Origin of the sequence: Neobacillus mesonae (assembly GCF_023715155.1) — a bacterium.
Classification (GTDB): domain Bacteria; phylum Bacillota; class Bacilli; order Bacillales; family Cytobacillaceae; genus Neobacillus; species Neobacillus mesonae_A.
Genome location: NZ_JAMBNQ010000008.1, coordinates 137,092 through 150,699 on the forward strand (window position 1 = coordinate 137,092; position 13,608 = coordinate 150,699).

12 protein-coding genes are annotated in these 13,608 nt (G+C 38.5%); 10 read left to right on the top strand and 2 right to left on the bottom strand.

Annotated elements, in window-relative coordinates:
* Positions 1–4 precede the first annotated feature (4 nt).
* Positions 5–1,144: a tRNA guanosine(34) transglycosylase Tgt gene (gene tgt / locus M3183_RS10015; protein WP_251469098.1), complete on the top strand. Its 1,140-nt coding sequence runs from the start codon at positions 5–7 to the stop codon at positions 1,142–1,144.
* A gap of 30 nt (positions 1,145–1,174) precedes the next feature.
* Entirely contained in the window at positions 1,175–1,456 is a 282-nt protein-coding gene (yajC, locus tag M3183_RS10020; protein WP_251469111.1) for a preprotein translocase subunit YajC, read from the top strand.
* A gap of 46 nt (positions 1,457–1,502) precedes the next feature.
* Here the strand turns inward: yajC and M3183_RS10025 are convergent, their stop codons facing one another.
* Entirely contained in the window at positions 1,503–1,889 is a 387-nt protein-coding gene (locus tag M3183_RS10025) for a TIGR04086 family membrane protein (RefSeq protein ID WP_311315358.1), read from the bottom strand.
* A gap of 253 nt (positions 1,890–2,142) precedes the next feature.
* Here M3183_RS10025 and M3183_RS10030 point away from each other — a divergent pair, with 253 nt between their 5' ends.
* Positions 2,143–2,814, top strand: a complete 672-nt coding sequence (locus M3183_RS10030; protein WP_251469112.1) for a DUF421 domain-containing protein — start codon at positions 2,143–2,145, stop codon at positions 2,812–2,814.
* A gap of 129 nt (positions 2,815–2,943) precedes the next feature.
* Here the strand turns inward: M3183_RS10030 and spoVB are convergent, their stop codons facing one another.
* Positions 2,944–4,497, bottom strand: a complete 1,554-nt coding sequence (spoVB, locus tag M3183_RS10035; protein WP_251469113.1) for a stage V sporulation protein B — start codon at positions 4,495–4,497, stop codon at positions 2,944–2,946.
* Between the two features lie 126 nt (positions 4,498–4,623).
* Between spoVB and M3183_RS10040 the strand changes: the two genes are divergently transcribed.
* The 7 genes from M3183_RS10040 to M3183_RS10070 form a co-directional block, all read left to right on the top strand.
* Positions 4,624–4,920, top strand: a complete 297-nt coding sequence (locus M3183_RS10040) for a post-transcriptional regulator (RefSeq protein WP_251469117.1) — start codon at positions 4,624–4,626, stop codon at positions 4,918–4,920.
* Positions 4,921–5,104: 184 nt separating this feature from the next.
* Complete coding sequence (gene secDF, locus M3183_RS10045) at positions 5,105–7,372, top strand: protein translocase subunit SecDF (RefSeq protein WP_251469119.1); 2,268 nt, start codon at positions 5,105–5,107, stop codon at positions 7,370–7,372.
* Positions 7,373–7,485: 113 nt separating this feature from the next.
* Entirely contained in the window at positions 7,486–9,840 is a 2,355-nt protein-coding gene (gene recJ, locus M3183_RS10050; RefSeq protein ID WP_251469121.1) for a single-stranded-DNA-specific exonuclease RecJ, read from the top strand.
* A complete protein-coding gene (locus M3183_RS10055) occupies positions 9,840–10,352 on the top strand; it encodes an adenine phosphoribosyltransferase (protein WP_251469125.1) in 513 nt (170 codons plus the stop codon). Before recJ ends, M3183_RS10055 begins: the two co-directional genes overlap by 1 nt.
* A 255-nt stretch (positions 10,353–10,607) precedes the next feature.
* Positions 10,608–12,803: a RelA/SpoT family protein gene (locus M3183_RS10060; RefSeq protein WP_251469126.1), complete on the top strand. Its 2,196-nt coding sequence runs from the start codon at positions 10,608–10,610 to the stop codon at positions 12,801–12,803.
* A gap of 11 nt (positions 12,804–12,814) precedes the next feature.
* Positions 12,815–13,258, top strand: coding sequence for a D-aminoacyl-tRNA deacylase (gene dtd, locus M3183_RS10065; protein ID WP_251469129.1), 444 nt, complete (start codon positions 12,815–12,817; stop codon positions 13,256–13,258).
* A 123-nt stretch (positions 13,259–13,381) separates the two neighbouring features.
* The coding region (locus M3183_RS10070) for a transposase (protein WP_396953712.1) at positions 13,382–13,608 on the top strand (227 nt) is incomplete at its 3' end.

Sequence of the window (13,608 nt, forward strand, 5' to 3'; positions counted from 1 at the left end):
AAGTTTGACTGCGATTCGTTATGAATTAATTAAAACATGTAAACAAACTGGCGCACGTCTCGGCAGGGTTCACACACCACATGGTTCTTTTGAGACTCCCGCATTTATGCCGGTGGGAACTTTAGCAACGGTAAAAACCATGTCACCTGAAGAGTTAAAAGAGATGGGTGCTGGAATTATATTAAGCAATACTTACCATTTATGGCTCCGTCCTGGTCATGAGATTATTAAGGAAGCAGGCGGACTGCATAAATTTATGAACTGGGACCGGGCAATTCTTACCGATTCCGGCGGCTTCCAAGTATTTAGTTTAAGTGAATTCCGTAAGATTGAAGAAGAGGGCGTCCATTTTCGTAATCACTTAAGCGGAGAAAAGTTATTTTTATCACCGGAAAAAGCAATGGAAATCCAAAACGCTCTAGGGTCAGATATTATGATGGCCTTTGATGAGTGTCCGCCATACCCGGCGGCATTTGACTACATGAAAAAATCAGTAGAAAGAACGTCTAGATGGGCGGAACGTTGTTTAAAAGCTCATCAACGTCCAGAAGATCAAGGTTTATTTGGAATCGTCCAGGGCGGGGAATATGAAGAACTTCGAAAGCAAAGTGCTCAGGATCTTGTGTCATTAGATTTTCCTGGCTATGCAATAGGCGGACTTTCTGTTGGAGAGCCGAAGGATATTATGAATCGCATGCTTGAATTTACCACGCCTCTTCTTCCGGCCAATAAACCGAGATATTTAATGGGTGTCGGGTCTCCCGATTCATTAATTGACGGTTCAATTCGTGGTATTGATATGTTTGACTGTGTATTGCCGACAAGGATTGCAAGAAATGGTACATTAATGACAAGTGAAGGCAGGCTGGTTGTGAAAAATGCACAATATGCTAGAGATTTCGGCCCTCTTGATCCTGAATGTGACTGTTATACTTGCAGAAATTACTCTAGGGCATATATCCGCCATTTGATTCGTTGTAATGAGACATTTGGAATTCGTTTAACATCTTACCATAATCTTTATTTTCTGTTAAAATTAATGGAGAAGGTCAGACAAGCCATTAGGGAAGACCGGCTTGGTGATTTTAGAGAAGAATTTTTTGAGCGTTACGGATTTAATAAACCAAACGCAAGAAATTTCTAATAGATGTCATTTTGAAAGGAGGGGAATAGTATGTCAGGAGGAATTGGTACATTTATACCGTTAATTTTAATGTTTGTGTTGTTTTATTTCTTGTTAATCCGACCACAGCAAAAACGTCAAAAATCAGTGCAGCAAATGCAGAGCAGTTTATCGAAGGGTGATAAAATTGTCACGATTGGCGGACTGCATGGGATTATTGATTCAATCGACGAAAGCAAGGTTGTAATTAAATGTGGAGATGGCAGCCGTCTTACATATGATCGCAACTCGGTTCGTGAGGTAGTAGAATCAGCGAAGGAAGCACAAGTTTAAATTGATGAAAAAAAGGAAGCCGATTTAACGATTCGGCTTCCTTTTTTCATGCTCTAGAATTATTGGTAGCAATATTAACTCCAAGAATACCGCCCATCATTGCGATTAGTGTATAACAGGTGTGGTAAACAAATTGTTCCATATCAAATAGACGATCATACCCTAAGAATTGGAATAAGAAAACAATGAGCGAGTATATAAGCCCTGTCACACCGCCAATTAACCAGCCTTTTTCCTTTCTTTTCCCCCCAGACAAAAAGCCTCCTCCAAATAATGCTATAAATGAAATAGCTGTAACAATGTATTGTAGAGATGTTTCACCGGCGGATGTAAATCTCATGAGTAAGGAAATGATAAGGCTGCAAATAGCTGCAAATGCAAAAATAAAGATTAAACCGTACAGGATTGCTGTACCAAAGCTTTTTGACTCGATTTTTCTCTCCCCCTTAAGCCATCTGGCTGTATGTTTTCATCTGTTTGTGAAATTGAAAAGTGGATTCTTTCCTAGTACAAGCATATTCATCAATGTTTGAAAGTAGAATTAAATTTTTTTCGCAGAAACTGTAGTCTGTACAGCTATCTTCTCATGCATGTGATTTTCTTCTAATTGGGATTTTATTCCGATTATGATTTTAGCAGGAATGATAACAATAAGAGTTGTAATGTGTTGAAAGGAGAGGCTAAACGTGGTAGTTTATTTGAATATTATTATTAGAACCATCTTTTTATATATCGTATTACTTTCGATATTCAGATTTATGGGAAAGCGGGAAATTGGTGAGCTAAGTGTTTTGGATTTAGTAGTCTTTATCATGATTGGTGAAATGGCTGTCATTGCCATTGAAGATACAAAGGACCCTCTTCTCCATACTGTTATTCCAATGGTTCTATTAATGGGGATTCAAATCACGCTCGCTTTTCTTTCATTAAAAAGTAAAAAATTCCGCGATATTATCGATGGAAAGCCCACAATTATTATCAACCGCGGCAAAGTGGATGAGGAAGCAATGAGAAGTCATCGTTATAATTTTGATGACTTGATGATGCAATTGCGTGAAAAAGATGTAAGAAGCATTCAGGACGTAGAATTTGCCATTCTAGAGACATCTGGTAAATTATCTGTGATAAAAAAAATCGAAGATCCCAAAAAGCCAAAAAATCCAAAAGAAAATGGCGATATTACGATTCCATTGATTATGGATGGTTCAATAAGGGAAGAAGGGTTAAGTAAAATTAATAAAACAAATCTATGGCTTCGTCAGGAAATGAAAAAAAAAGGGTACCGTGATATAAAAAAAATTTCGTTTTGCAGTTATGAAAACGGGAAATTTTTTATTGACTTAATGGATAATGAATGAAAAAGAAGACACGCCTCAAAAAGCGTGTCCAGTTTTAGCGCCCAGCGGCAGCATGATGGCTTTGGCTTACTCTCTGAATAAGGAAATAACTCTGTTTATTTCATTTGTCTTAAACGGGCGCTTCATTTTTTACCTTACAGTGAAAAATCTTCCTATCCACGGAATTCTCGTAATGTCATCCTTTTTTATCAAGCCTAAGGCGACAAGAAGTATGGTGTATGAAAGAGTCATGGCAGTCAGAGAAATGAGAAATCTTATGATCAGCAGTTCATTAATTAGGAAATGACTGATCATCCAGTATCCGGTTCCCCCCGAAACAATCATGACCAAAAATCCCTTCAAGTAATCCCGTACATAAAAAGAAAATGAAACTTGTTTCATAACCGTGGCTAGATGGAGAAACGTAACGAGCACAAAACCGACAATAATTCCTAACGCGGCGCCATTAATCCCAAACGACGGCAGGGAAGCTAGTACAAAAATAACCGCTGTTTTTACCACTGCCCCAATCAAGCTGTTAATCATTGCCGCTCTGGCAAGATTCAAAGCCTGAAGAACGGCCTGCAGGGGGCCTTGAAAATAATAAATAATAAAGAATGGTGCCATCATACGGACTAAATAGGACCCTTTGGTTGAGCCATACATGAGCTCCATAAGCGGATCTGCCAATACATAAAGGACGATAACTGCTAATCCTCCAGACAAAAACACAAACCGTAATGCCTGCTCCAGGCGATATTCTATTAATTTATAGTTTTTTCGTGAATTTGCTTCACTTATTGCCGGAACCAATGCAGTTGCCAAAGAAAAGGTAACAAAGGACGGAAGCATTAAAAGCGGCATGGCATAACCCGTTAATGCCCCATATTGTTTCGTTGCATCAATAGCAAGAACACCTGCGATGGCTAAACTATGGGCAACCACAATCGGTTCGAAAAACCAGGCAACTGAACCAATCATTCTGCTTCCTGTTGTTGGCAGGGCGATTTCCATCAAATCCTTAAATGTTTTCTTTCCAGAATGAATAAATTTGAAAAAGTTTCTCCTTAGTTTAAAACGCTTCTTAAATTTAAAGGTTGTCACCAAATAAATCAGTGAGACTAATTCACCCAGTACAGAGGCAGCCATGGCAGCAGCTGCTGCATATTCGACTCCATAAGGAAGAAAGGTTTTTGTCATGACAGCAATAAGAGTGATTCGAACCACTTGTTCTAAAATTTGTGAGGCGGCGGAAGGCTGCATGTTTTGTCTTCCTTGAAAGTAACCGCGCAAGACGGAAGAAACAGCAATAATCGGAATCGCGGGTGTGATGGCAATTAAAGGATAAAACGTTCTCTGATCAGTGAACATTGTTGATGAAAGCAATGGTGCAAGTAAAATTAATGCTGGTGTAATAATAATCGATAAGGATATCGTAATCGCAAGTGATACGACGAGAATCTTTTTTATTTCAGCATAATTACCTTTAGCCTCAGCTTCCGCCACATTTTTTGATATGGCAACAGGCAGACCCAGCTGAACAAGTGTCACAACAAGGATAAATGTGGGGTAAGCCATCATATATAAACCGACGCCTTCTTCGCCAATGCTGCGTGCCAAGACAATTCGATAGATAAAACCAAGGACCCTTGTCACGAAACCTGCAGCCAGCAGAATAAAAGTCCCTTTAAGAAACTTCGACATTCAACTTCCCACCTTCTCAAAAAAGAAGAATTCATATACAATTAACTATATGCACTATAGTGGACAAAGCATGACAAGTTAGACAGGAAACTTTAAAGAGGTTTAAATACAGGAGGAGGCAGTTGTATGGAAAACGGCCATGCATATGATCATTTTCGTTCTGAAGTACATCCAGCATTGGTTAGTAAGTTGGAAGAGTTTCATGTGCTTGGATATGATTCTGTTTCAGAAAATGAATTATGGAAATTTTTAACGAGAAAAAAGTGGAAAAAAACAAAGGGAGATATTCATATTTATGAAATTATTGAGGATGTACTTGCAGTAAAGGTCAGTGATTTTATTAGCTTTACGACTATTGAGTCCTATAAAACGGCTGAATTCTCACTGGATGATGAAAATGAATTAAAAGAGTTATTAAAATAAACTGCAAAAAATGAAACAAGTATACTAAACTTTGTTGATGGTCTTAGAGAAAACGCCAATCGGCGGTTTCACGATTCAGAAATTGACACTCACATATACTTATTCCATAATGATAACAGTGATTTTTGTATTGGTTTGAACTGTTCTGTGCATTGTACAGGCACTAAGGAGGAAGTTATACATAATGGTAAAGCGCAGTAGAATTGTTGCCTTCTTTTTACTTGTTCTGCTTATTGGCAGCACTATGGGGGTAACGGCAAAGGACATTTTACACAATATTAAACTTGGTTTGGACCTGCAAGGCGGTTTTGAAGTCTTATATGAAGTCCACCCGGCTAAAAAGGGCCAAAAGATTGATAAAGAGGTGCTGGCAAGTACAGCAGAAGCCCTGGATAAACGGATTAATGTCCTTGGGGTAAGTGAACCAAGCATTCAAATTGAAGGTACTAACAGGATTCGTGTTCAGCTTGCAGGAGTAAAAGATCAAAATAAAGCCCGGGAAATTTTATCTACTCAAGCCAATCTTACGTTTAGAGATGTCAATGATAAACTGATGATGGATGGCTCAGATTTGAAACAAGGCGGGGCAAAACAGACCTTTGATGAACAAGGCAAGCCGAGTGTTTCGTTGACATTAAAAAGTGCCGACAAGTTTGCCAAAGTAACAAAAGAAATTTCAAGCAAGCCATACGGAACAAATCTTCTGGTTATCTGGCTTGATTTTGAAGAAGGAAAAGACTCATTTAAAAATGAGTCAGCTAAGAAAGAACCAAAATATTTATCTGCTCCAACCGTAAATCAAGTTTTTAACCAAAATACTGTTTCCATTGTCGGTAATTTTACGGTGGAAGAGGCACAAGAATTGTCTTCACTGTTAAATGCAGGATCATTACCAGTAAAGCTTAAAGAAGTATATTCCTCTTCTGTAGGCGCCCAATTTGGTGAAAAAGCATTAAATGACACCGTTTATGCCGGAATAATCGGTATTGCGCTTATTTATTTATTCATGCTTTTCTATTACCGTTTTCCAGGTTTCATTGCCTGCATAAGTTTAAGTATTTATATTTATTTAATCCTGCTAATCTTTGATTGGATGAATGGAGTACTGACGCTTCCGGGTATAGCCGCGATTATCCTTGGGGTCGGAATGGCGGTTGATGCGAATATCATCACCTATGAACGGATAAAGGAAGAACTCAAGGTGGGAAAATCGATTAAGTCTGCCTTCCAAGCGGGGGAGAAAAATGCATTTACCTCCATCCTTGATTCAAACCTGACGACGATACTAACAGCTGGGGTTTTATTTTTCTATGGGAATAGCTCTGTTAAAGGGTTTGCAACGATGTTAATCATTAGCATTCTGATGAGCTTCTTAACGGCTGTTTATGGTTCACGTCTAATGCTCGGTCTATGGGTGCACAGCGGAATCTTTAAAAAGAAACCAAGCTGGTTTGGCGTTAAGAAGTCTGATATCCATGATTTGAAAGAAAATGTGGATACATTAGATTTACCTACACGGTTTGATAAGCTTGATTTCGCTAATAATCGTAAAAAGTTTTTTTCTATTTCGGGGATCCTGCTTCTTGCAGGCCTAATCATTCTGATTGTCATGCGGTTGAATTTATCCATTGATTTTTCAAATGGAACGCGTGTAGAAGTAATGTCTAATACTCCGTTAACAAATGAAGTGGTTACCAAAGCTTTCAACAAACAAGGTTTAGAAACAGATGATATTGTGATATCTGGTGATAAAAATCAAAGAGCTGTTGCCCGCCTTGTTACAGTGCTTTCAAAGGATCAAGTTGCCAAATTAAAAACTGACTTCAAAGCTGAATTTGGTACTGAACCAAGTGTTAGCACGGTTTCACCAACCGTAGGGAAGGAATTGGCGAAAAATGCAGTTATTGCTTTGATTATTGCATCTATTGGGATTATCATTTATGTCAGTATTCGTTTTGAGTTATCAATGGCAATTGCAGCGATTGCCTCACTTCTGCATGATGCCTTCTTTATGGTAGCGTTTTTCAGCATTACAAGGCTTGAAGTGGATTTAACATTTATTGCTGCTGTGTTGACGATTATTGGATATTCAATTAACGATACAATCGTTACCTTTGACCGGATGCGTGAAAATATGCATAAGAAGAAGCGGCTTAAAACACCGGCTGATATTGCAGAAGTATTAAATGTAAGTATTCGTCAAACATTAACACGTTCACTAAATACGGTCCTTACCGTTTTGGTTACTGTTATAGTACTAATTATCTTTGGCAGCGAGTCTATCCGTAATTTCTCGATTGCATTATTTGTCGGTTTAATGGCTGGGGTATACTCTTCCATCTGTATTGCCGGCCCGTTATGGTATATTTTGAAAGTGCGTGAACTTAAGAAAAAGGGTGTTATTAAAACGGTAAAGGAAAAGAAAAAATATTCCGATCAGCCGCAAGTTTAATATTCATTGTAAAACCGCAGCGACCTCTGCGGTTTTACTTTTTCTATTTCCAGTGATTGAAAGGCCTGTTGCACTACTGTATAATAAGGAAGTCTGAGAGGTGAACGTGAACAATGTTAAAATCGAAAACAAGATGGATTGTACAAGATTCTAATCGCGGGCTTAGTGAACAGCTTGCAGGAGAATTAAACATTTCCCCTCTTGTTGCATCATTGCTTATTAACCGTGGATTCGATTCTGCATCCTCCGCACGGTTTTTTTTATTTGGTCATGATGAGTTTCACGATCCTTATTTATTTAAAGGAATGGATACCGCAGTGAACCGAATTCGTACTGCAATTGAGCAGAACGAACCGATTCTTATATATGGTGATTATGATGCGGATGGGGTCAGCAGTACATCTGTTTTAATGCTGACACTTCGTGATTTAGGAGCAAACGTACAGTTTTATATTCCAAATCGTTTTACGGAAGGCTATGGGCCGAATGAGGCTGCCTTTCGTCATGCAGCAGAAAGCGGCATTCAATTAATTATCACGGTTGATACGGGGATTGCTGCTGTTCATGAAGCCGGGGTGGCAAAGGAGCTGGGACTGGATTTAATTATTACTGACCACCATGAGCCAGGTCCTGTTATACCTGAAGCTCTTGCTATTATTCACCCAAAGCTGCCTGGAAGTACTTATCCTTTTCGTGAACTTGCAGGTGTTGGTGTTGCATTTAAATTGGCCCATGCATTATATGGTCAAGTGCCGGAACATTTATTAGAGATTGCGGTGATTGGGACAATCGCTGATTTAGTTTCCTTGACGGGTGAGAATCGTTTAATCGCTAAAAAAGGTCTGGAAAAATTAAAGGTAACAAATAATATCGGTTTAAGAGCTATTTTTAAAAATGCTGGAATTGATCCGATGTCCATCAATGAAGAAACCATAGGTTTCACCCTTGCGCCCCGAATTAATGCGGTAGGACGGCTGACCGACGCAGTATTAGCAGTAGATCTTATTCTTACTCAAGATCCTAATGAAGCTGAACAGCTTGCTGAAGAAATGGAAGCTTTAAATAAATCGCGTCAGGGAATCGTGAATACCATTGCAGAAGAAGCGATTCAGGAAGTTGAAACCAAATATCCAATTGATACAAATAAAGTCCTTGTAATTGGAAAGGAAGGCTGGAATGCTGGTGTAATCGGGATTGTTGCTTCTAAATTGGTAGAAAAATATTATCGTCCAGCAATTGTATTAAGCTTTGATAAAGAAAAAGGTTTAGCAAAAGGATCTGCACGAAGTATTCCTGGATTTGATTTATTCCAAAACCTATCCACATTAAGGGATATTCTTCCCCATTTTGGCGGACATCCAATGGCTGCTGGAATGACCTTAAAATTGGAAGATGTGGCGGAACTTCGTGAAAAATTGAATCAAAGAGCTAATGAATTAATGACTGACGAAGATTTTATTCCAGTGACCTTTTTGGATGAGGAGGTTCAATTGGAAGATGTTCATTTATCAGCATTAGATGAATTATCATTGCTTTCCCCATTTGGGGTAGACAATCCAAAGCCTAAAGTATTGATTAATAACGTTGAGATTACCAGTCTCAGAAAAATTGGCAGTGAACATAATCATTTAAAGATTACTGTGAATGATAAGGGGGCAAACTTGGATGGTGTCGGTTTTGGCCTTGGAGCAGTCGTGGATGAAATATCACCTGCGTCAAAAATTTCATTAATCGGAGAATTATCCATTAATGAATGGAACAATATACGTAAACCGCAAATCTTCGTTCAAGATATTGCCGTGAATTCGTGGCAGTTGTTTGATTTCCGCGGGAAAAAGCATATTAAAAGTATACCCGGCACCGTTCCTGAAGAAAATAGAAAAATCGTTCTTTTTAATAAAGAGCATGCAGAAAAAATAGCCCAGTATCTTGGGGTTGAAACAATTTGTGTAGACGATATGGAATCTGCAGAATCCTTTGATGGGTCCCAGGCCAATATTGCTTTAGTAGATTTTCCTCCTTCAAAGGAACTCTTAGTTCACTTATTGAAAGGGAAAAAGCCTGCTAGAATCTATGCTTATTTTTATAAAACATCAATTGATTTTTTTAGTATAGTTCCTACAAGAGAACATTTTAAATGGTTTTATGCCTTTCTAATGAAGAAAGGGCCCATTGACCTGAAACGGTATGGAGATGACATTGCCAAACTTAGAGGATGGTCGAGTGAAACCATTCATTTTATGTCAAAAGTGTTTTCTGAATTAGATTTTGTTACAATAAACAATGGATTTATAACGATAAACAAACAACCGCAAAAACGCGATTTAACTGACTCAAAAACTTTTCAACAAAAGCAGGCACAAACAGTGCTTGAAAGGGAATTATTATTATCATCCTTTCAAGAACTTAAGACCTGGTTTACCACTGTGCTTGATGAGCCAGTTGAAACTGAGGAGGCAATTAAGTAATGGATTTAAAGCCATTTGTAGCAATCGTAGAGGATTATCCGAAGCCAGGAATAGTATTTAAAGATATTACGCCATTAATGAATGATGGTGAAGCATATAAATATGCTACCGATCAGATTGTTGAATATGCGAAAGATAAACAAATTGATATTATTGTAGGTCCGGAAGCACGTGGATTTATCATTGGCTGCCCTGTTGCCTATGCACTTGGGGTAGGCTTTGCTCCAGTCAGAAAGGAAGGTAAACTTCCACGCGAAACCATAAAAGTCAGTTATGGACTTGAATATGGGAAAGATGTACTTACCATTCATAAAGATGCAATTAAACCAGGACAGCGCGTTCTTGTTACAGATGATTTATTAGCAACCGGCGGTACGATTGAGGCAACGATTCAATTAGTTGAACAGCTTGGCGGTGTAGTTGCAGGGATTGCGTTCCTTGTGGAATTATCTTACTTGGAAGGCAGAAAAAAATTAGACGGTTATGATATCCTGACATTAATGAATTATTAAATAATGGAAGAGGGCACTCGAGATATGAGTGCTCTCTTTCCATAATAGAAAAATTATTTTTTGTATTGAAAACCAGAAAAATCGACAAATATTTCATTTTTTACAGAAAAAAAGGTTGAATCTCTTTACATCTCCGCCATTTTTTTCGATAATAGTAACAATCATTCTAATTTCGTAACAATTTTTTCTGAATGTAAACTACCTCAAGTAAAGCTTTGGAAAGCTATTAAATGAGATGAAAATAAAGGTGATTTTATGGCGAATGATCAAGTGTTAACGGCCGACCAAGTCATCGACAAGACTAGAAATTATCTAAATGAAGAGCATGTGGCATTAGTAAAAAAAGCTTATGAATACGCTGATTATGCCCATCGCGATCAATATAGAAAATCGGGTGAGCCGTATATAATTCATCCCATACAGGTTGCCGGCATTTTGGCAGATCTTGAAATGGACCCGGCAACCCTTGCGGCTGGTTTTCTTCATGATGTTGTAGAAGATACAAATGTATCATTACAAGATCTTGAAGAGGAATTCAACGCAGAAGTGGCTATGCTTGTCGATGGAGTAACAAAATTAGGGAAAATTAAATATAAGTCACACGAGGAACAGCAGGCTGAAAACCACCGGAAAATGTTTGTTGCAATGGCACAGGATATCAGAGTCATTTTAATTAAGCTTGCTGACCGTCTGCATAATATGCGGACACTGAAACATCTTCCCGTGGAAAAGCAGCGTCGGATTTCAAATGAAACACTTGAAATTTTCGCACCTTTAGCACATCGTCTGGGAATCTCGACTATTAAGTGGGAGTTAGAGGATACTGCATTACGGTATTTAAATCCACAGCAATATTATCGAATCGTCAATCTTATGAAAAAGAAGCGGGCGGAACGAGAACAATACCTTGATGATGTGATTGATGTAGTAAGAGACAGATTGAAAGATGTCACCATTAAAGCTGAAATTTCCGGGCGGCCGAAACATATTTATAGCATTTACCGGAAAATGGCCTTACAAAACAAGCAATTCAACGAAATTTATGATCTTCTTGCTGTAAGAATTGTGGTTAATAGCATTAAGGATTGTTACGCAGTATTAGGGATTATTCACACTTGCTGGAAACCAATGCCCGGCCGATTTAAAGATTATATTGCCATGCCTAAACCGAATATGTATCAATCTTTGCATACAACCGTAATCGGTCCCAAAGGTGATCCGTTGGAAGTACAGATCCGCACCTCTGAAATGCATCGGATTGCTGAATTCGGGGTTGCCGCACACTGGGCATACAAAGAAGGAAAAACGGTTAATGACAGTTCAACCTTTGAACAAAAATTAACTTGGTTTAGAGAAATTTTGGAATTTCAAAATGATGCAACCAATGCAGAAGAATTCATGGAATCTTTAAAAATTGACCTGTTCTCTGATATGGTGTTTGTTTTTACACCTAAAGGAGACGTCATTGAAATGCCGTCAGGCTCAGTTCCCATTGATTTTGCTTACCGAATTCACTCTGAAATCGGGAATAAAACGATTGGGGCAAAGGTAAACGGTAAAATGGTTACCCTTGACTATCAGCTTAAGACTGGAGATATTGTAGAAATTCTAACCTCCAAGCATTCCTATGGCCCCAGCCAGGATTGGCTGAAACTTGCCCAAACTTCTCAAGCCAAAAACAAAATCCGTGCATTCTTTAAAAAACAGCGCCGCGAGGAGAATGTGATCAAAGGGAAAGAGCTTGTAGAGCGGGAAATCCGTAATATGGAATTTGATATAAAAGAAATCTTGACGGTTGATAACCTTAAAAAGGTTGCAGAGAAGTTCAATTTTACCAATGAAGAAGATATGTATGCTGCGGTGGGATATAATGGTGTAACAGCTTTACAAGTTGCGAATCGATTAACGGAAAAATGGCGGAAAAAACGTGATCAGGAGCAGTCCGAGAGTATTACTCAGGCAGTAGCTGATTTAAAATCCTTCCCTAAGACGAAAAAGCGTGAATCTGGTGTTCGTGTTCAAGGAATCGACAACTTATTAATTCGCTTATCAAAATGCTGTAACCCTGTACCTGGGGATGAAATTGTAGGGTACATCACAAAAGGGCGCGGTGTCTCAGTCCATCGTGCAGATTGTACGAATATCGATTCTAATGATGCCCAATCAAGGCTTATACAGGTAGAGTGGGAATCATCTCTCAATGACCGTAAGGAATACAATGTCGATATTGAAATCAGCGGGTTTGACAGGAGAGGGCTTCTCAACGAAGTGCTGCAAGCGGTAAATGAAACGAAAACCAATATTTCAGCTGTGACGGGTAAGACGGACCGCAATAAGATGGTGACCATTATCATGTCGATCGCCATCCATAATGTGGCCCACTTGCATAAAGTTGTAGATCGAATTAAACAAATCCCGGATATATATTCTGTCCGCCGGATGATGAATTAAGGAGTTTCGATATGCGAATTGTTCTTCAGCGCAGTAAAGAAGCAAAAGTAACCGTTAATGGTGAAATTACGGGACAAATTACAAAAGGTTTAGTTCTTCTAGTAGGCGTAACTCATGATGACAGGGAGGAAGATGCCGCATATTTAGCAGATAAAATCCCAAACTTGCGAATTTTTGAAGATAAAAATGAAAAGATGAATTTATCTCTTCTCGATGTGGGCGGCGAAATCCTTTCTGTTTCCCAGTTCACCCTTTATGGTGACACCAGAAAGGGAAGAAGACCGAGTTTTATTGAAGCAGCAAGACCGGAGCAGGCTATCCAGATTTATGATACCTTTAACCGGCTGCTAAGGGAAAAAGGCATCAAAGTGGAAACTGGTATCTTTGGGGCGATGATGGATGTTCAATTAACCAATGATGGCCCAGTAACATTGATTGTAGAAAGCAAAAATTAAAAAATGCTTGGCACTTATGTTGTGCCAAGCATTCAGACTGTCGACAAAATCGAAAAAATTCGGTTTTGTTGACAGTCTTTTTTTGTATAATTGAGTTACAGAGATTTTAAAGAGGTGAATGAAATGCTAACTAAAAATACACAGATTAATCGTGATCAGATAGAAATGATTGCTTTAGATCAACTTGTACCTGCAAACCATTTAGTTCGTAAGATAGAAGCAGCTATTGATTTTTCATTTATCTATGGACTAGTTCAAGACTTATATTCATCTGAACGAGGACGACCAAGTATTGATCCTGTTGTATTAATAAAGATGGCTTTCATTCAATATACCTTCGGTATTCGTTC